The sequence below is a fragment of the Bacillus haynesii genome (assembly GCF_014042035.1).
Taxonomy (GTDB): Bacteria; Bacillota; Bacilli; order Bacillales; family Bacillaceae; genus Bacillus; species Bacillus haynesii.
This window is the reverse complement of record NZ_CP059494.1, coordinates 2,962,721-2,982,083: the sequence shown is the minus strand read 5'-3', so window position 1 is coordinate 2,982,083 and position 19,363 is coordinate 2,962,721. Positions and strand designations below refer to the sequence as shown.

Below are 19,363 nucleotides of genomic sequence, written 5' to 3'. Positions count from 1 at the left end.
TGAAAAGATGGTTTTGGTCTCAAAATCATCTTTTTTGTTTGGAAAATTTGTCAATTCAGTGTTTTTTTATCCCAATATTACAAAAATATTTTTAATTATGCAGGAAAACAAAAAAAACCGTTGAATAGTTACACTAATGTTTTTATATTGGGAAAAGGTGGTGAACTACTGTGGAAGTTACCGACGTAAGATTACGCCGCGTGAATACCGATGGTCGCATGAGAGCGATTGCATCCATCACGCTGGATCACGAATTTGTAGTGCATGACATTCGTGTAATTGATGGAAACAATGGTCTTTTCGTTGCGATGCCAAGTAAGCGTACACCTGATGGAGAATTTCGTGATATCGCTCATCCAATCAACTCAAGCACCCGCGGAAAAATTCAGGACGCGGTGTTAAATGAATATCATCGTTTGGGTGACGTTGAGGAAATAGAATATGAAGAAGCTGGAGCTTCTTAAAAAAGAAGGGCTTATGGATAAGCCCTTTTTGTTTTGAAAAAAAATGATCTTATCATAATAAAATGACAATATATGGTTTGCGATTGCGTATAACAGTAACAGGAAGGTAAAGCAGATGACGGTTTGAGAATCCGGATAAGAGTAAAGCGCATGCTGAAGGAATCAATTTGTCTCCCTGACCAGTAAATCCTAAATATGCTCTGAACATCCAAAATATGCTGTCTTGATTTCCCGATTTCTCATTTTGGCTTGCTTGAAATCAACTCATATTTAGGATATATTTTTCTATGGATAATAGGGATAATGGAGGCCAATACATGGATAAGCGGTTTGCAGTTGTGTTAGCAGCTGGTCAAGGAACAAGAATGAAATCAAAGCTATATAAAGTTCTTCATCCTGTTTGCGGAAAACCTATGGTTGAGCATGTTGTCGATGAAGCTCGCAAGCTATCATTAGAAAAACTTGTCACAATAGTTGGACATGGTGCGGAAGATGTCAAAAAACAGCTCGGGGAAAAAAGCGAATATGCCCTGCAGGCTGAACAGCTTGGCACAGCCCATGCCGTCAAGCAGGCCAAGTCGATTCTTGGAAGCGAAAAAGGAACGACAATCGTCATTTGCGGAGATACCCCGCTTTTAACTGTCGAAACGATGGAAGCCATGCTCACGGAGCATCAGAAAAAAGCAGCAAAGGTGACGATTTTAACCGCTGTAGCGGAGGACCCGACAGGCTACGGACGCATTATTCGCAATGAAAACGGCGATGTTGCAAAAATTGTCGAACATAAAGATGCAACAGACGAGGAAAGGCTTGTCAAAGAAATCAATACAGGAACCTACTGTTTTGACAACGAAGCTCTTTTTCAAACGATCGAGCAGGTTTCAAATGACAACGTACAAGGGGAATATTATCTTCCGGATGTCATTGAGATCTTGAAAAATCAAGGTGAAACTGTAGCCGCTTATCAGACTGACAACTTCCAGGAAACGCTCGGAGTCAATGACAGAGTCGCCCTTTCACAAGCGGAAATCTATATGAAGCAGCGGATCAATAAACGCCACATGCAAAACGGCGTCAGTTTAATCGATCCCGACAACACATACATTTCACCGGAAGCCGTGATCGGCAGGGATACCGTGATTTATCCCGGCACCGTCATTAAAGGGCGGGTTGCCATCGGTGAGGACGCGGTCATCGGACAGAACAGCGAACTGGAAAACAGTACGATCGGCAGCAGAACGGTCATTAAGCAGTCCGTTATCGTGGACAGTGAAGTCGGTGACGATGTTACGATCGGACCGTTTGCTCATATCAGACCCGACTCAAAGATCGGCAATGAGGTAAGGATCGGGAATTTCGTCGAAGTGAAAAAATCGGAATTTGGTGATCGCAGCAAAGCATCTCATTTAAGCTACATAGGGGACGCGGAAATCGGAACGGATGTCAATCTTGGCTGCGGGTCGATTACCGTAAATTATGATGGGAAACATAAGTTCAAAACGAAAATTGAAAATGGGGCATTTATCGGCTGCAACTCCAATTTGGTCGCTCCGGTAACAGTCGGCGAAGGTGCATACGTAGCTGCGGGTTCAACGATTACCGACGATGTACCAGGCCGGGCTTTGTCTATTGCCAGAGCAAGACAAGTCAACAAAGAAGACTACGTTGAGAACATACACAAAAAATAATCCTAAATCGGAGGTTTACCATGTCTAAATATGAAGACGACAATTTGAAGATTTTTTCTTTAAACTCGAATCCGGGTCTTGCGAAGGAAATCGCGGATGCCGTCGGAGTTGAGCTGGGAAAGAGTTCTGTTAAACGCTTTAGCGACGGTGAGGTCCAAATTAACATTGAAGAAAGCATCCGCGGCTGCGACTGCTATGTCATCCAATCGACCAGCGCACCGGTGAACGAGCATATTATGGAGCTTTTGATCATGGTGGATGCGCTGAAACGTGCGTCGGCGAAAACGATTAATATCGTGATGCCTTATTACGGCTATGCCCGTCAGGACCGTAAAGCCCGTTCCCGTGAGCCGATCACAGCCAAACTCGTGGCAAATCTGCTGGAAACCGCCGGAGCTACCCGCGTGATTGCGCTTGATCTTCATGCGCCGCAAATCCAAGGTTTCTTTGATATACCGATCGATCATTTGATGGGTGTTCCGATTTTAGGAAATTATTTTGAAGAGAAAAATTTCAAGGATGTCGTGATCGTGTCCCCTGACCACGGCGGTGTGACACGTGCCCGCAAATTGGCGGACCGCTTGAAAGCGCCGATTGCGATTATCGACAAACGCCGACCTAAGCCGAATGTAGCCGAGGTTATGAATATCATCGGACATATTGAAGGAAAAACGGCCATTTTAATTGATGATATTATTGATACTGCAGGAACGATTACGCTTGCGGCCAATGCGCTCGTCGAAAGCGGCGCTGAGGAAGTGTATGCATGCTGTACACATCCGGTTCTTTCCGGTCCGGCGATCGAAAGAATCGACAATTCCAAAATTAAAGAGCTCGTTGTGACCAACAGCATTGAGCTTCCTGAAGAAAAGAAAATTGCGAAATTCAAGCAGCTTTCTGTCGCACCGCTTCTGGCAGAAGCAATTATTCGTGTGCATGAGAAACAATCTGTCAGCTTCCTGTTCGATTAATTTGCTGATTCTGGTTTAAAGTTTTGTCGTTATGGGTATGGTTTTAGAAAGACCAATCTAACGATAGGATGGTGCTGAATATGGCAATTTTAAAAGCGGAAGAAAGAACGGATTCCAGACGGTCTTCTTTAAGAAAGATCCGGCAATCCGGGTTTGTGCCGGGTGTCATTTACGGAAGAAATCTGGAGAACAAATCCGTTGCGTTAGACAGTATCGAGCTTTTAAAAATCTTGCGCGCTGAGGGCAAAAATACGATTATCAACTTGGATATAAACGGTGATCAGCACTCTGTTATGGTGACTGAGCTGCAGACGGATCCATTAAAAGATTCAATCGTACATGCCGATTTTAAAGTGGTTGATATGGAAGTGGAAATGGAGGCGACGGTCCCTGTAAACCTTACGGGTGAAGCAGAGGGCATCAAACAGGGCGGTGTTCTTCAGCAGCCGCTTTATGAGATGTCTGTCACAGCAAAGCCGAAGAACATTCCGCAAACGATCGAGGTTGATATTTCCAGTCTCGAAGTCAACGATGTTCTAACCGTCGGCGATATTCCGTCTAAAGGCGATTATTCATTCAACCATGAGCCTGATGAAGTTGTTGCATCCATTCTTCCTCCTCAAAAGCAGGAAGAAACGGAAGCCGAATCAGCCGCTCAAGACGTTGAGGAACCAGAAAAAGGCACTGAAGAGGAAAAAGAAGAATAAATACGTAAGACGTAATCCTCCCGCGGTTACGTCTTTTGTGCTAGAATGAGGGGAAATTAGGATGCTCCCCCTCAGTATGCTGAGGCAGGGTTTTGCTTAAGGGAGGACATAGAATAATGCTTGTGTTTGCAGGATTGGGAAATCCGGGTAAAACATATGAAAATACGAGACACAATGTAGGTTTTATGACGATTGACGAGCTCTCAAAAGAGTGGAACATTCCGCTTGATAAAACAAAGTTCAACGGTCAATACGGAATCGGATTTGTTTCTGGCAAAAAGGTTCTACTTGTTAAGCCGCTTACATATATGAATTTATCGGGAGAATGTTTGAGGCCGCTTTTGGACTATTACGAGATCCCTGTTGACAATTTGAAAGTGATTTACGATGACTTGGATCTTCCGACCGGAAGAATCCGTCTGAGGACAAAAGGAAGCGCAGGAGGCCATAACGGCATCAAATCGATGATTCAGCATCTGGGAACAACGGAGTTTAACCGGATCCGAATCGGAATCGGCCGTCCGGTCAACGGCATGAAAATCGTCGACTATGTGCTTGGCGCTTTTTCAGATGAAGAAGAGCCGGCGATACAAGAGGCCGTCAGACAATCGGCCAAGGCCTGTGAAGCTTCTTTGGAAAAACCTTTTTTAGAAGTCATGAATGAATTTAATGCAAAGGTATAAGGCAAAAGGGAACGGAACATACTAGTTTTAAAAAGACTCGGTATGGAGGTTCTTTTATGGCTTTACATTATTATTGCCGGCATTGCGGCGTTAAAGTCGGAAGTCTTGACCATTCTTATGTAAACAGTGAACAGTTAGGCTTTAACCACTTAACAAACGATGAAAGAAACGATATGATTTCTTATATGGATAATGGGGATTTACACGTAAAGACGATATGTGAAGATTGTCAAGAAGCGCTTGAGCGAAACCCGGATTATCACCAATATCATTCGTTTATTCAATAAATAGCTTTGGTGTAGAGACTAGACCAAAGCATTTTTCTATTTGAGGAAGAGAGGAGGGGCTCATTTGAACAATATTCAATCCTATATCACACAAAGCGATGATTTTAAATCCATCGTCAACGGCTTAAACGAAGGGCTGAAGGAACAGCTGCTTGCGGGGCTCTCCGGATCTGCCCGGTCATTATTTACAGCCGCTCTTACAAAAGAAACGAGACGGCCGGTATTTTTAATTACGCATAACCTTTATCAGGCTCAAAAAATTACAGATGACTTAACAGGGCTGATAAAAGATCAGCCTGTCCTTTTATATCCTGTCAACGAATTGATTTCTTCTGAAATTGCAGTAGCAAGCCCTGAGCTGCGCTCGCAAAGGCTTGATGTCTTAAATAGGCTTGCAAGCGGTGAAGCGCCTATCGTTATTGCTCCGGCAGCAGCCGTCAGAAGAATGCTGCCCCCTGTCGAAGTATGGCAAAACAGTCAGATTCACATTGAGACGGGGCGCGATATCGACCCGGAACAGCTGCTTCAGAAGCTTGTTCAAATGGGGTATGAGCGTACGGATATGGTGGCGGCTCCAGGCGAATTCAGCATTCGCGGGGGTATTATCGATGTCTATTCATTGACTGAAGAAAACCCTGTCCGGATTGAATTGTTTGATACAGAAGTTGATTCGATTCGTATATTCAATACAGATGATCAGCGTTCACTGGAAACGCGCGATGAAGTAACGATCGGCCCTGCGAAGGAACTGATCGTGCGGGATGAAGACCGGCAAAGGGCGCTTGAACAAATCGATAAAGGCCTTGCCAACAGTCTTAAAAAGCTGAAGCTCGATAAACAAAAGGAAATTCTCGACCAAAATATCGCGGAAGATAAAGAGCGGCTCAAGGAAGGGCATATCGGCCAGGAAATGGTCAAATACCTTTCTTATTTCTATGAGAAGCCTGCTAGTTTACTAGATTATTTCCCGAAAAATACTTTGCTGATACTAGATGAAATCAGCCGTATTCATGAAATGGAAGACCAGCTGCAAAAGGAAGAGGCAGAGTGGATTACGAGCCTTCTGGAAGAAGGGAAAATCCTTCATGATACATCGATGTCATTTCCTTTTCACAGCCTCATTTCAAAACAGCCCCGCCCGATTTTGTATTACTCGCTGTTTTTAAGGCATGTACAGCACACCAGTCCGCAAAACATCGTCAATGTTTCAAGCAAGCAAATGCAGAACTTTCACGGACAAATGAATGTGCTCAAAAATGAGATCGAACGGTTTAAAAAATCGAAATATACAACGGTTTTCCTCGGGGACAGCAAAGAGCGCGTCGAAAAGCTTGCATCTGTATTGTCCGATTATGACATCGAAGCCGCCCAGGCCGACCAGGATGCAGCGCTTGCCCAAGGCCAGATTTACATTATGGAAGGCGGTCTTCAATCCGGTTTTGAGCTTCCGATGATCAAGCTGGCCGTCATTACCGAGGAAGAGCTGTTTAAAAAGCGTGTCAAAAAGCAGGCGCGCAAACAAAAACTGACCAATGCCGAACGGATCAAAAGCTACTCGGAGCTTCAGATCGGCGATTATGTCGTCCATGTGAACCACGGTATCGGAAAGTATTTAGGGATTGAAACGCTGGAGATCAACGGCATTCATAAGGATTACCTGAATATTCATTACCAAGGAAGCGACAAGCTTTACGTACCGGTTGACCAAATTGATCAGGTGCAAAAGTACGTTGGTTCCGAAGGCAAAGAGCCGAAGCTTTATAAACTTGGAGGAAGCGAATGGAAACGGGTTAAGAAAAAGGTTGAAAGCTCTGTCCAGGATATCGCCGATGACTTGATCAAGCTCTATGCCGAAAGGGAAGCAAGCAAAGGTTACGCGTTTTCACCCGACCATGAAATGCAGCGTGAATTTGAATCCGCATTTCCTTATCAGGAGACAGAGGATCAGCTGAGATCGATCCATGAGATTAAAAGGGACATGGAAAAAGAAAGACCGATGGATCGGCTCCTTTGCGGCGATGTGGGCTACGGCAAAACCGAAGTGGCGATCCGCGCCGCCTTTAAAGCGATTGCAGACGGAAAACAGGTTGCGATCCTTGTGCCGACTACGATCCTCGCACAGCAGCACTATGAAACGATATTGGAACGCTTCCAGGACTACCCGATTAATATCGGTTTGCTCAGCCGGTTCCGGACCAGAAAAGAAGCAAATGAAACGATTAAAGGCTTGAAAAACGGAACGATTGACATCGTGATCGGCACTCACAGGCTGTTGTCCAAGGATGTCGTGTACAAAGATCTTGGACTGCTTATCATTGATGAAGAACAAAGGTTCGGTGTCACACATAAGGAAAAAATTAAACGCATTAAAGCGAATGTCGACGTTTTGACGTTAACGGCAACTCCGATACCTCGGACCCTTCATATGTCCATGCTCGGTGTCAGAGATTTGTCAGTCATTGAAACGCCTCCGGAAAACCGCTTCCCGGTACAGACATACGTTGTCGAATACAACGGGGCCTTGGTCAGAGAAGCGATAGAACGTGAGCTGGCCAGAGGCGGTCAGGTTTACTTCTTGTACAACAGGGTCGAAGATATTGAAAGAAAAGCAGAAGAAATTTCGATGCTTGTGCCTGATGCCAAGGTGACGTATGCCCATGGGAAGATGACAGAAAACGAACTCGAATCGGTCATGCTGAATTTCTTAGAGGGAGAATCGGATGTGCTAGTCAGCACAACGATTATTGAAACGGGCGTTGATATTCCAAACGTCAATACCCTGATCGTATTTGACGCAGATAAGATGGGGCTTTCCCAGCTGTATCAGCTGAGGGGCCGCGTCGGCCGCTCAAACCGTGTAGCTTACGCTTACTTTACGTACAGGAAGGACAAAGTCCTTACGGAAGTGGCCGAAAAAAGGCTTCAGGCGATTAAAGAATTTACAGAACTCGGGTCAGGGTTTAAAATCGCGATGCGCGATTTGACGATCCGCGGCGCCGGAAATCTTTTAGGTGCGCAGCAGCACGGGTTCATCGATTCTGTCGGTTTCGATTTATATTCGCAAATGCTCAAGGAAGCAATAGAAGCGCGCAAGGGAGATGCACCGCAAGCTGAAAAGTTTGAGCCGGAAATCGATTTGGAGCTTGACGCATATATTCCGCAGACTTATGTGACAGACGGCAAGCAAAAAATAGATATGTATAAACGGTTCAGGGCGATTTCAACCATTGAAGAAAAGAGCGAGCTTCAAGAAGAGATGATCGACCGCTTCGGCGAATACCCGAAAGAAGTCGAATATTTATTCGCCATCGCAGAGGCGAAGGTATATGCCATCAAGGAACGCGTCGAGCTGATCAAACAGGATAAAGACGCCGTCAGACTGACAATTGACGAAAAAGCTAGTGCCGAAATTGACGGTCAAAAACTGTTTGAACTCGGCAGCAAGTACGGCAGACAGATCGGCCTCGGGATGGAAGGGAAGAAATTGAAAATTTCGATTCAAGTGAAAAACCGAAAACCGGAGGAGTGGCTGGAAACGCTTCTCGATATATTGAAAGGCCTTCAAAACGTTAAAAAGCAAACGATCGCTTCATCATAAAAATTTGTTGTTTCTCACGTATATTACATTTGATGTGAAGGATACTAAAACCAATCAAGAGTGGAGAGTGTTACATAAGTACACAGCTCTGTTTATATCCACCAGATATATCATCAAATGAAAGAGAGGCAGCAGAGATGAAAGCAACTGGTATCGTACGTCGAATTGATGATTTAGGCCGGGTCGTGATCCCGAAGGAAATCCGCAGAACTTTGCGCATTCGTGAAGGAGACCCTTTGGAAATATTTGTGGACCGGGATGGGGAGGTTATTTTAAAAAAATATTCTCCGATCAGCGAGCTCGGCGACTTTGCAAAAGAGTATGCAGATGCGCTTTATGACAGCATGGGCCATTCCGTGTTGATTTGCGACCGGGATGTGTATATCGCGGTATCCGGAGGGTCTAAAAAAGACTATTTAAACAAATCGATCAGCGACATGGTCGAAAAGGCGATGGATCAGCGCAATTCGGTTTTGGACGGAGACGCGAAGACAATTCAGCTTATTGATGGTATTGATGAAGAGGTTGCTTCTTATACCGTCGGCCCGATTGTTGCAAACGGCGATCCGATCGGAGCGGTTGTCATTTTTTCAAAAGACCAGTCAATCGGCGAAGTGGAACATAAAGCGGTTGAAACTGCCGCCGGCTTTTTGGCCCGTCAAATGGAACAATAGGTCTCATTCCTTTTATTTTGACATTCCTGCTCGAACGAGCTGGAATGCCGAAAGTGTTTTCTCAGCTTGAATCAGCATCAGCAGTTGGAACAGCACCTTGTGGGCTGTTCTTTTTTAATTCACAGTTGCAGGCGGGGTACGAGTCCTGAATATGGTATAATAAGCACGTTTCATGCGCTTTTTAGAAAGCGGAGAGAAAGCGCATTGGAAGGAGCTTAAAGGAATGGGGTTTTTAAAAGGCCAAAGACAATGGCTTTGGCAAGGCGCCTTTGTCCTGTCATTGGCGGGGATATTATCAAAGATATTAAGCGCTGTATATAGAGTGCCTTTTCAAAATATAGTTGGAGATGTCGGTTTTTATATTTTTCAGCAGGTGTATCCGATGATCGGAATATCTGTGATGCTTGCCACCTCCGGGTTCCCGGTCATCATTTCAAAGTTGTTGAATGATTACGGGTCCGCAAACCGGGCAAAGATTCTCCAGGTGTCTATGCTTTTTTTATCGGCTGTCGGCCTCGGCTTTTTTCTACTCTTGTTTGCCGGAGCTGGAGCCATCGCAAGGTTTATGGGCGATCCCGACCTTGCCGGGGTGATCCGCGCCGTGTCGTTTTCTTATTTGCTGCTTCCGTTCGTGTCTTTGTTGAGAGGCTATTTTCAAGGAAGCGAACGGATGCTGCCGACCGCACTTTCCCAAATTGGAGAACAGACACTCCGGGTCGGGGCGATTCTTGTTTTGACGTGGTGGCTTGTCAAAAGCGGCTTTTCCTTATATGACGCCGGTGCAGGGGCAGCCTTTGGCTCCCTTGTCGGCGGCCTTGCGGCGTTTTTCACTCTCGCCGTGTTTTGGGCCAAGCGTGAAAAGAAAACCACTGCCGCTCGGATAGAGGTCGGTACGGGTGATATTTTGAAACAGCTGTGTCTGTATTCGGTTACGATTTGTACCGCCGGCCTCATGCTGATTCTCATCCAGCTCGTCGACGCATTGAACTTGTATTCATTGCTGGCCGGACAAGGAATGGACGAACTTCAGGCGAAACATACAAAAGGGGTGTATGACAGGGGACAGCCGCTTTTGCAGCTGGGAACCGTTTTTGCTGCGAGCATTGCGACGGCTCTTGTCCCGTCCCTTACGAAAGCGAAGAAAAAGGGAGAAACTGCGGTGCTGGAGGAAAAGATCCGGTATTCGCTAAAAATGAGCTTCGTCATCGGCACGGGGGCAGCCGCCGGTCTGATATGCATTTTGGAGCCGGTCAATGTGATGCTGTTTAAGAACAGCGATGGAACGGCTGCACTTCAAATTTTCAGCGTGTCGATTCTCTTTGCATCGCTGGCGATCACGATGACTGCTGTTTTGCAAGGACTCGGTCATACATGTCTTCCGGCTGTTTCCGTCTGCTGCGGCTTTTTGGTGAAAGCCGCATTGAACGAGCTCTTGATCTCCGGTTTCGGCATTTCCGGCGCCGCTTTTGCGACTATGATGTCATTCGCCACTGTCGCTGGGCTCAATTTTTTTCAGCTGAAAAGGAAAGGCTGGATCAAGCTGTCAGAATACAGGATAGCGGGTGTTTTGCTGTCGGCTGTGATCATGTCGGCCGCTCTGGCGGTGTGGCTTTATGCTTTTGAAGCGGTCATACCTCATAAAAGCAGATGGATCTCGGCGGCGGAAAGTCTTAGCGCCGTTTTCGTCGGCGGCGTTGTCTTTTTGTCCGGTATCTTCACATTACGCGTGTTTTCAGAAAAAGAACTTGAGCTTGTACCTTTTGGCAGCAAGCTCCTGACATTAAAACGAGAAAGGGGCGGCAGGCATGGCCGGTAAAATCACGGTAGTCGGCCTGGGGGCAGGCGATATGAATCAATTAACCCTCGGTGTATATAAACGGCTCACACAAGCGGAGGTTCTTTATGTCAGGACGAAAGACCATCCATTAATAGAAGACCTGAAAAAAGAAATAGCGGAGATTCATTTTTTTGATGAGGTCTATGAAAAGCATGATCAATTCGAAGATGTTTACGAGGAGATCGTAGAGCGGCTTTTTGAAGAGGCGAAGCAGAGGGATGTGCTCTATGCCGTTCCGGGCCATCCGTTCGTCGCTGAAAAAACGGTCCAGCTTTTGCTTGAGAGGCGGGGCGCTCATCAGGCCGACGTCGTTGTCGAGGGAGGCCACAGCTTTATTGATGCGACGTTAAATGCTTTGCAGATCGATCCGATTGACGGGTTTCAGTTTGTCGATGCCGTCCGCTTTTCCGCTGACGAAGTCGAGCTCCGTCATCATTTGATTATTTGCCAGGTATATGATCAAATGACGGCTTCAGAGGTCAAACTGACGTTGATGGAAAAGCTTCCTGACGACTATGAAATCGTCATTGTAACAGCGGCCGGTAGCAGCATGCAAGACATTCGGACAGTGCCTCTTTACGAATTGGACAGAAGCGTGGGCATCAATAATTTAACGAGCGTCTACGTTCCGCCTGTCAAAGAAGAAGAGGTTCTGTACCAGGAATTTTCGATGTTCCGCAGCGTCATCAGGAAGCTGCGCGGACCCGACGGCTGCCCGTGGGATCGGAAACAAACCCATGAATCGCTCAAAAAGTACTTAATCGAGGAATGCTATGAGGTCCTCGAGGCGATTGATGAAGAAGATCCCGACCACCTTGTAGAGGAGCTCGGCGATGTGATGCTCCAAGTTCTGCTGCATGCACAGATCGGCGAGGATGACGGCTTTTTTTCAATTGATGATGTGATTCGCGGCATCACTGCAAAAATGATCAGAAGGCATCCGCATGTCTTCGGAGAAGTCTCTGTTCGTGATGAGGCCGACGTCATGGTAAACTGGGAAGAGATCAAGAAGCAGGAGAAACAAGCGGACGATCAATCCCTCCTCGACGACATTCCAAAGCCGCTTCCTGCTTTGTCAAAAGCGAACAAGCTTCAGAAAAAGGCGGCAAAGACCGGATTCGACTGGTCGAATGTCCAGGATATTTGGGATAAAGTCCAAGAGGAAATGAAAGAATTTTCTTCGGAAATTTCCGAAGCCGAACAGAACAGCAAAAAAATGAAAGAAGAGTTCGGCGATCTTTTATTCGCGCTCGTCAATATCGGCCGGTTTTATAAAATCGAACCGGAAGAAGCCCTTGCGATGACAAATGCCAAGTTTTACAGAAGGTTCACGCATATTGAACAATCTGCAAAGCGTATGGGCAAGGATCTGGAAAGTATGACGCTTGAAGAAATGGACGAATTGTGGGATGAAGCGAAAGACATTGAAAGGAGCTGACAAGCGATGAGACTCGACAAATTTCTCAAAGTATCAAGACTGATTAAAAGACGGACGCTTGCAAAAGAAGTGGCTGACCAGGGAAGAATTTCGATCAATGGCCAGCAGGCAAAAGCAAGCTCTGTTGTCAAAGCGGGCGACGAGCTTGCGGTGCGTTTCGGCCAAAAACTTGTTACCGTCAAAGTCAATGAATTGAAGGATACGACAAAAAAAGAAGAAGCCGCTGATATGTATACCGTTCTCAAAGAGGAGAAGCTGGGAGGAGAATAGGCTTGTTCTAAAAAAATCCCCCGTCTCATACAATGCAGTATCGAATCTTTAGTATGAGGATATGGGGGATGAATCGATGAATGTATATTATGATCAGCACAACCCTTCCGGCGGGGCATCTGGTCCTGAACATAATGTGACGATGAAGGGCCGCAAGCTGCTGGATATATCCGGTGTCAAACAGGTCGAGAGCTTTGACAACGAGGAATTTTTACTTGAGACGGTCATGGGCATGCTTGCGGTCAGAGGCGAAAACCTGCAGATGAAGAATCTTGATGTGGAAAAAGGCGTTGTCTCCATCAAGGGAAGAGTGCTTGATCTCGTCTATTTGGATGAGCAGCAGGGGGAGAAAGCTAAAGGATTTTTTAGCAAGTTGTTTAAATGACGCTGACCACACAGTTCTATACGATGCTGGCCATGGCCGGAATGGGGGCATGGCTTGGCGCTTCCCTTGACACCTATACCCGTTTTGTCGTTCGCCCGAAAACAGCAAGGTGGCTGTTGTTTCTCCATGACTTTTTGTTTTGGGTGGTACAAGGTCTCCTTTTTTTCTATGTTTTGCTGAGCGTGAATGAAGGGGAATTCCGAATTTATATCTTTCTAGCGGTCATGCTTGGGTTTGCCGCTTATCAAAGCCTTTTTAAGCAGGTCTATATCAAGCTTTTGGAATGGATGATTTCCTTTTTTATATTCATCTCCAGGCTGGTCTCAAAGATGATGCGGATGATGGTGTTTCGGCCTGTTGTATGGACGTTTCAAGCCATTTTAGCCATCATTCTCTTTACAATGAGAAATATCTATGTTCTTTTTCGTTTTTTTGCGGTATGTTTATATAAGATATTAAAAGTTGCAGGATATCCGATTTATTTTATACTATATCAATGCTGCAGGCTTCTTCCCGCCCCGGTTCGGGGATTGTTGAGACGCTTTTTGCAAAAAGGAGCAGGATTTTTCGAAAAGGGGAAGAAACTATTCATAACCATTAAGGCAAAACTTTTAAAAAAATGAAGGGAGGCCGTCTGGAATGAATGATCCCAGGAGACGCAACATATCGCAAATACAGAACGAATACAAAGAGCAGATGGAGCGAAAACAGCAGCAGCTGAAAAGAAAAAGACGCGGTCTATACAGACGGTTGATGGTTTTCGGCGCCGTTGTGCTGCTGTCGGCGATTGTGATTGTCAGCTCACTCTGGTCGCAGACTTCGGATATCAGTGCGAAGCAAGAGAAGAAAGCAGAGCTTTTGAAACAATTGGAACAGCTGGAAGCAAAAAAATCGGATTTGAAAGATGAGATTGTGAAATTAAAGGACGAGGACTACGTTGCAGAGCTTGCCAGAAAGGATTATTACCTCTCAAAGGATGGCGAAATCATCTTCAAGTTTGAAGATAAGAGCAAGTAGCCTTGTTGACACTTAATTTTTTCTTTATGTATAATTAAACAAATGATCTTTTTTAAGTCTAAGGAGGAGCACTTTTTTTATGTCGATTGAAGTTGGCAGCAAGTTGCAAGGGAAAGTAACAGGTATTACAAATTTCGGAGCGTTTGTTGAACTGCCTGGAGGATCAACAGGTCTTGTTCATATCAGCGAAGTAGCCGATAACTACGTGAAGGACATTAATGATCATCTGAAGGTCGGTGATCAAGTAGAAGTTAAAGTCATCAATGTTGAGAAAGATGGTAAAATCGGCTTGTCGATCAAAAAGGCTGTAGACCGTCCTCAATCATCAAGACCTGCGAGACCTAAAAATGATTTCCGCTCTAAAGAAACGTTTGAACAGAAAATGAATAAGTTTTTAAAAGACAGTGAAGATCGCTTATCGTCTCTAAAACGCAACACGGAATCAAAACGTGGAGGGCGCGGAGCAAGAAGAGGTTAACTTGCTGCTTTCTATATATACGAAAGGCATTCGTCTTATCCCAACGGATGCCTTTTTATTTTCTTATAAAATTTTATTAAAATTTCTATTGACGGATAGGACAATCCTTTGTATTATAGAACTTGTGCGTTAAAAGAAATCAACAACATGGCGGTGTAGCTCAGCTGGCTAGAGCGTACGGTTCATACCCGTGAGGTCGGGGGTTCGATCCCCTCCGCCGCTACTTATATGAAGGCCCGTTGGTCAAGTGGTTAAGACACCGCCCTTTCACGGCGGTAACACGGGTTCGAATCCCGTACGGGTCATTCCGGAAACCGGCTTCTTCTGAAGCCGGTTTTTTGCTGCATAAAAATATGCAAAATAACGGGAATGGACTCGACTTATCAAGAGTGATTGAAGCATGCTACAAAAAGCGTCGAACAGTTCTTTGAATTCGTTACCTTCTTTTGACAAAATCCTATTTCATCTTTCGCTATAATGGCAAGCAACGAATAAACGAGTGGGAGATGAGAGCATGGAAAAAGCGGAAAGAAGAGTGAACAGCCCAATAGCTGGACCTGCTGTTCAAAAATTGTATTCATGGTTTGGCAGCATGACGAAGCTTGTGATGCAGCATTTATATTCCCTCTTTTTTTATAAAGGGCTGATCTATATGGTCATCGGTTTTTTATTGGGACGAGCCTTCATTCTGTCAGAGGTCATTCCCTTTGCTCTTCCATTTTTCGGAGCGATGCTTTTAATCAAAAAAGATAAAGCTTTCCTTGCATGTCTGGCGCTTCTTGCCGGAGCTCTGAGCATATCGCCTCAGCATTCGCTGTTCGTGCTTGCGGCTCTGTTTGCATTTGCGATATGTTCAAAAATGACGTCCCTTATTATAAAAGACCGTGTCAGAACGCTGCCTGTCGTCGTCTTTTTGGCGATGGCTGTGACAAGATGCGGATTCGTATATGCCGAATACGGAACGGTTTCGGGTTATCACTATATTATGGCTTTCGTTGAAGCCGGATTATCGTTTATCCTCACACTGATTTTTTTGCAAAGCCTGCCGATTGTCACATCGAAGCGGGCGAAACAGTCGCTGAAAATTGAAGAGATCATTTGTTTTATGATTTTAATCGCTTCTGTTCTCACGGGCTTGACAGGCGTTTCTTTTCAAGGCATGCAGGCTGAACTGATATTGGCCCGTTATGTCGTGCTCGCTTTCGCGTTCATCGGAGGCGCAAGCATCGGCTGTACAGTCGGGGTTGTGACCGGGCTGATTCTCAGCCTCTCAAATATCGGCAATTTATATCAGATGAGCCTGCTGGCTTTTTCAGGCCTTCTCGGCGGTTTGTTAAAAGAAGGGAAAAAGTTCGGTGCAGCGGTCGGCTTATTGATCGGATCTCTATTGATTTCTCTGTACGGAGAAGGTTCGGCTGAACTGGTGCCGACGCTTTATGAATCTTTGATTGCAATCGGTCTGTTCCTTTTAACCCCTCAGTCGATTACGAAAAAAGTGGCCAAGTATATACCGGGAACGACTGAGCATGCCCAGGAACAGCAGCAGTATGCAAGAAAAATCCGCGATGTCACCGCCCAAAAGGTCGATCAGTTTTCGAGCGTTTTTCACGCTTTATCCGAAAGCTTCGCTACCTTTTATCATTCGGTTCCAGATGATGAAGGAAAAGAAAAAGAGATCGATCTGTTTTTGAGCACGGTGACAGAACACTCCTGCCAGTCCTGCTATAAGAAAAACAAGTGCTGGGTTCAGAACTTTGATAAAACATATGACTTGATGAAACGAGTTATGCAGGAAACAGAAGAAAAGCAATATTTTAAAAACCGCAAGCTGAAAAAGGAGTTTCATCAGCACTGCTCCAAATCAAAGCAAGTAGAAGCGCTGATGGAAGACGAGCTGACTCATTTTAGAGCGAACCAGACATTAAAACAAAAGGTGCATGACAGCAGGCGTCTCGTCGCAGAGCAGCTTCTCGGAGTTTCTCAGGTTATGGCGGACTTTTCTCGGGAAATAAAAAGGGAGAGAGAGCAGCATTTTATTCAAGAAGAACAAATTCGGGATGCGCTGCAGCACTTCGGCATTGAGATTCAGCAAGTCGAGATTTACAGCCTTGAGCAGGGCAACATCGATATCGAAATGAGTATCCCGTATTGCAACGGCCATGGGGAGTGTGAAAAAATCATCGCTCCGATGCTGTCCGATATTTTGGAAGAACAAATTATCGTCAAAGCAGAACAGTGCGCAGGCCACCCGAATGGATATTGTCACGTTGCCTTCGGTTCAGCGAAGTCATACAGGGTGGTGACTGGTGCCGCGCATGCAGCAAAAGGCGGAGGGCTTGTCTCCGGCGACAGCTACAATATGATGGAGCTCGGCACCGGCAAATATGCTGCCGCCATCAGCGATGGTATGGGAAATGGCGCAAGGGCCCATTTTGAAAGCAATGAGACGATCAAGCTGCTGGAAAAAATTCTTCAGTCTGGCATCGACGAAAAAGTGGCGATTAAAACGATCAACAGCATTCTTTCATTAAGGACGACAGATGAAATTTATTCGACATTGGATTTATCGGTCATCGATCTTCAGGATGCGAGCTGCAAGTTTTTGAAAATCGGCTCCACCCCGAGCTTTATTAAAAGGGGCGATCAAATTATCAAAGTGCAGGCCAGCAATCTGCCGATCGGCATCATTACAGAATTCGATGTCGATGTTGTCAGCGAGCAATTAAAAGCGGGAGACCTTTTGATCATGATGAGCGACGGAATCTTTGAAGGGCCGAGACATGTTGAAAATCATGATCTGTGGATGAAGCGCAAATTGAAATCGTTGAAAACCGAGGAGCCGCAGGAAATCGCCGACTTGATCATGGAAGAAGTGATCCGGACAAGGTCGGGTCTGATTGAGGACGACATGACGGTGATTGTCATCAAGCTGGACCATAATACACCAAAGTGGGCCTCCATTCCGGCGCCGGCTTTTTTCCAAAAGAATCAAGAGATTTCTTAGCATTCGTATAAATCAAATTTCTTCTGGCGATGATGGAACTAAATCAAGATATCTTTGTCCAGGAGGAATAAAAACGATGAAAAAGGGGCACTTGAATCAAATTCTGCTTTTGACGGACGGCTGTTCAAACCGCGGCGAAGACCCGCAGGCCATGGCTGCCTTTGCTAAGGAGCAGGGAATTACCGTGAATGTGATTGGGATTATGGACGAGCATGAAATGGATCAGGAGGCGATGAAAGAAGTCGAAGGTATCGCTCTCGCAGGCGGGGGAGTTCACCAGGTTGTTTATTCGTCGCAGCTGTCGCAGACCGTTCAAATGGTGACAAAAAAGGCGATGACACAAACCCTTCAAGGCGTGGTTAACAGTGAGCTCAAACAAATTCTCGGCAAGCATACCGAAATGGATGAACTGCCTCCTGATAAACGCGGTGAAGTCATGGAAGTCGTAGACGAGCTCGGTGAGACCGTACATCTTCATGTATTGGTTCTTGTCGATACAAGCGCGAGCATGAATCCGAAGCTTCCGACCGTTAAAGAAGCATTGATAGACCTTTCTATCAGTCTCAATTCAAGAATCGGCGAAAACGAATTCGCGATGCTTATATTTCCCGGGAAAAAACAAGAGGTCGAGCTTGTGCTCGATTGGACCCCGAAGTTTGAATCTCTTTCTTCAATATTTTCCAAGCTTTCAGCCGGCGGCATTACGCCGACAGGACCTGCAATACGAGAGGCGATTCAGCATTTTAACAAAATCGGCTCAAGAAGGAGAATGTTAGAAGACGATGAAAAACGCTTCGACGAGTTTGGCGGCTAGTCTAAAGCCGGGTACAGCCGTTGTTGGAAAGTGGAACAATCATTCCTACAAGATCATCAGACAGCTTGGAAAAGGGGCGAATGGCGTTGTGTATCTGGCCGAATCAAGAAAGGGCCGCGTTGCATTAAAAGTGAGCGATGACAGCCTGTCCATTACCTCGGAAGTGAATGTTCTGAAATCTTTCTCAAAGGCCCAGGCCAAAGCAATGGGGCCTTCTTTTTTTGATGTGGATGACATGGTGGTTGCAGGAGTTGGCAAAAAACTTTCATTTTATGTCATGGAATATATTGAGGGTCCGCTTCTTTTAAGATATGTAAACGAAAAAGGCGAGGAATGGATTCCGGTGCTGATCAGCCAGCTTCTCTCAAGCCTGTCGGCCATTCATCGTGAAGGATGGGTGTTTGGAGATTTAAAGCCCGAGAATTTAATCGTGACGGGTCCTCCGCCGCAAATCCGTTGCATTGATGTGGGCGGGACGACAAAAGAAGGCCGGGCAATTAAGGAATATACAGAGTTTTTTGACAGAGGTTATTGGGAATTTGGCACCCGAAAGGCTGAGCCGTCCTATGATCTGTTTTCCGTCGCCATGATTATGGTGAACTGTGCGGTGAAAAAAGAATTTAAAAAGACAGCAAGACCTCAGGAACAGCTCATGTCAGTCATTGACGGTCATCCGTTTTTAAAGCGGTATAAACCGGTTCTTGCTTCTGCTTTAAAAGGAAGCTATCGAACAGCTGATGAAATGAAGGGAGATCTCCTGGAAATCGGCCGTCCGTCCCGAATGCAAAGCAGCCGCCAGTCGAGAACAGCCCGTTCTTCATCGGCATCCGCCTCGTCTCAAGGCCTGCGGCATAAGCGGGGGACGCCTCAGCAGCAAAGGTTAAGGAGCGGGCGCAGAAAGCAAAGAAACAGTTCTAAATCCGGCGGCGTTTTTGAAACGCTGTTGATCGTCGTTAGCGTTCTTGCCCTTTACTTTGCGTATATCGTTCTCTTTTTTATTTAGCTCCGCTTTCTCGGCGGATAGCTCTTCTTTGCAGGGACCGATTGA

Annotated in this window: 18 protein-coding genes and 2 tRNA genes; all 20 read left to right on the top strand. The window is 45.7% G+C overall.

The genetic code is table 11. From position 1 onward, the window contains the following. Positions 1 to 170: 170 nt before the first annotated feature. Positions 171 to 464 (top strand): septation regulator SpoVG, encoded by a 294-nt coding sequence (gene spoVG / locus H2R00_RS14765; RefSeq protein ID WP_003178198.1) that lies wholly within the window; start codon positions 171 to 173, stop codon positions 462 to 464. 317 nt (positions 465 to 781) lie between these two features. Continuing rightward, on the top strand, positions 782 to 2,152 hold the full coding sequence (glmU, locus tag H2R00_RS14760; RefSeq protein WP_182069587.1) for a bifunctional UDP-N-acetylglucosamine diphosphorylase/glucosamine-1-phosphate N-acetyltransferase GlmU: 1,371 nt from the start codon (positions 782 to 784) through the stop codon (positions 2,150 to 2,152). Between the two features lie 20 nt (positions 2,153 to 2,172). Then, positions 2,173 to 3,123 (top strand): ribose-phosphate diphosphokinase, encoded by a 951-nt coding sequence (locus H2R00_RS14755; RefSeq protein WP_043926224.1) that lies wholly within the window; start codon positions 2,173 to 2,175, stop codon positions 3,121 to 3,123. Between the two features lie 80 nt (positions 3,124 to 3,203). After that, the gene (locus tag H2R00_RS14750; protein ID WP_154999868.1) at positions 3,204 to 3,830 is read left to right on the top strand and encodes a 50S ribosomal protein L25/general stress protein Ctc; all 627 of its coding nucleotides are present in this window, start codon (positions 3,204 to 3,206) and stop codon (positions 3,828 to 3,830) included. A gap of 116 nt (positions 3,831 to 3,946) precedes the next feature. Beyond that, positions 3,947 to 4,513, top strand: coding sequence for an aminoacyl-tRNA hydrolase (gene pth / locus H2R00_RS14745; protein WP_154999867.1), 567 nt, complete (start codon positions 3,947 to 3,949; stop codon positions 4,511 to 4,513). Positions 4,514 to 4,569: 56 nt separating this feature from the next. Further along, a complete protein-coding gene (fin, locus tag H2R00_RS14740; RefSeq protein ID WP_003178210.1) occupies positions 4,570 to 4,800 on the top strand; it encodes an anti-sigma-F factor Fin in 231 nt (76 codons plus the stop codon). 64 nt (positions 4,801 to 4,864) lie between these two features. Then, positions 4,865 to 8,398 carry a transcription-repair coupling factor gene (gene mfd, locus H2R00_RS14735; RefSeq protein WP_182069585.1) on the top strand — a complete coding sequence of 1,178 codons (3,534 nt, stop codon included), beginning with the start codon at positions 4,865 to 4,867 and terminating at the stop codon, positions 8,396 to 8,398. Between the two features lie 137 nt (positions 8,399 to 8,535). Continuing rightward, positions 8,536 to 9,072: a stage V sporulation protein T gene (gene spoVT, locus H2R00_RS14730; RefSeq protein ID WP_154999865.1), complete on the top strand. Its 537-nt coding sequence runs from the start codon at positions 8,536 to 8,538 to the stop codon at positions 9,070 to 9,072. A 223-nt stretch (positions 9,073 to 9,295) separates the two neighbouring features. Beyond that, a complete protein-coding gene (locus tag H2R00_RS14725; protein ID WP_182069583.1) occupies positions 9,296 to 10,888 on the top strand; it encodes a putative polysaccharide biosynthesis protein in 1,593 nt (530 codons plus the stop codon). Continuing rightward, complete coding sequence (gene yabN / locus H2R00_RS14720) at positions 10,878 to 12,347, top strand: bifunctional methyltransferase/pyrophosphohydrolase YabN (protein ID WP_154999863.1); 1,470 nt, start codon at positions 10,878 to 10,880, stop codon at positions 12,345 to 12,347. Before H2R00_RS14725 ends, yabN begins: the two co-directional genes overlap by 11 nt. 6 nt (positions 12,348 to 12,353) lie before the next feature. After that, positions 12,354 to 12,617 (top strand): RNA-binding S4 domain-containing protein, encoded by a 264-nt coding sequence (locus H2R00_RS14715; protein WP_003178218.1) that lies wholly within the window; start codon positions 12,354 to 12,356, stop codon positions 12,615 to 12,617. A 76-nt stretch (positions 12,618 to 12,693) separates the two neighbouring features. Further along, entirely contained in the window at positions 12,694 to 13,002 is a 309-nt protein-coding gene (yabP, locus tag H2R00_RS14710) for a sporulation protein YabP (RefSeq protein ID WP_011197470.1), read from the top strand. Then, positions 12,999 to 13,625: a spore cortex biosynthesis protein YabQ gene (gene yabQ / locus H2R00_RS14705; RefSeq protein WP_043926216.1), complete on the top strand. Its 627-nt coding sequence runs from the start codon at positions 12,999 to 13,001 to the stop codon at positions 13,623 to 13,625. Before yabP ends, yabQ begins: the two co-directional genes overlap by 4 nt. A gap of 16 nt (positions 13,626 to 13,641) precedes the next feature. Next, entirely contained in the window at positions 13,642 to 14,019 is a 378-nt protein-coding gene (locus H2R00_RS14700; RefSeq protein WP_154994339.1) for an FtsB family cell division protein, read from the top strand. Between the two features lie 79 nt (positions 14,020 to 14,098). After that, entirely contained in the window at positions 14,099 to 14,497 is a 399-nt protein-coding gene (locus H2R00_RS14695) for a S1 domain-containing RNA-binding protein (protein ID WP_003178226.1), read from the top strand. A gap of 149 nt (positions 14,498 to 14,646) precedes the next feature. Then, positions 14,647 to 14,720, top strand: a tRNA-Met gene (locus H2R00_RS14690). 10 nt (positions 14,721 to 14,730) lie between these two features. Next, positions 14,731 to 14,802, top strand: a tRNA-Glu gene (locus tag H2R00_RS14685). 209 nt (positions 14,803 to 15,011) lie between these two features. Further along, on the top strand, positions 15,012 to 17,501 hold the full coding sequence (spoIIE, locus tag H2R00_RS14680) for a stage II sporulation protein E (RefSeq protein ID WP_176277706.1): 2,490 nt from the start codon (positions 15,012 to 15,014) through the stop codon (positions 17,499 to 17,501). Positions 17,502 to 17,577: 76 nt separating this feature from the next. Then, the gene (locus tag H2R00_RS14675; RefSeq protein ID WP_182069581.1) at positions 17,578 to 18,315 is read left to right on the top strand and encodes a vWA domain-containing protein; all 738 of its coding nucleotides are present in this window, start codon (positions 17,578 to 17,580) and stop codon (positions 18,313 to 18,315) included. Beyond that, positions 18,284 to 19,318, top strand: a complete 1,035-nt coding sequence (locus H2R00_RS14670; RefSeq protein ID WP_182069579.1) for a serine/threonine protein kinase PrkT — start codon at positions 18,284 to 18,286, stop codon at positions 19,316 to 19,318. The genes H2R00_RS14675 and H2R00_RS14670 overlap by 32 nt, the downstream gene beginning before the upstream one ends. Positions 19,319 to 19,363: the final 45 nt, after the last annotated feature.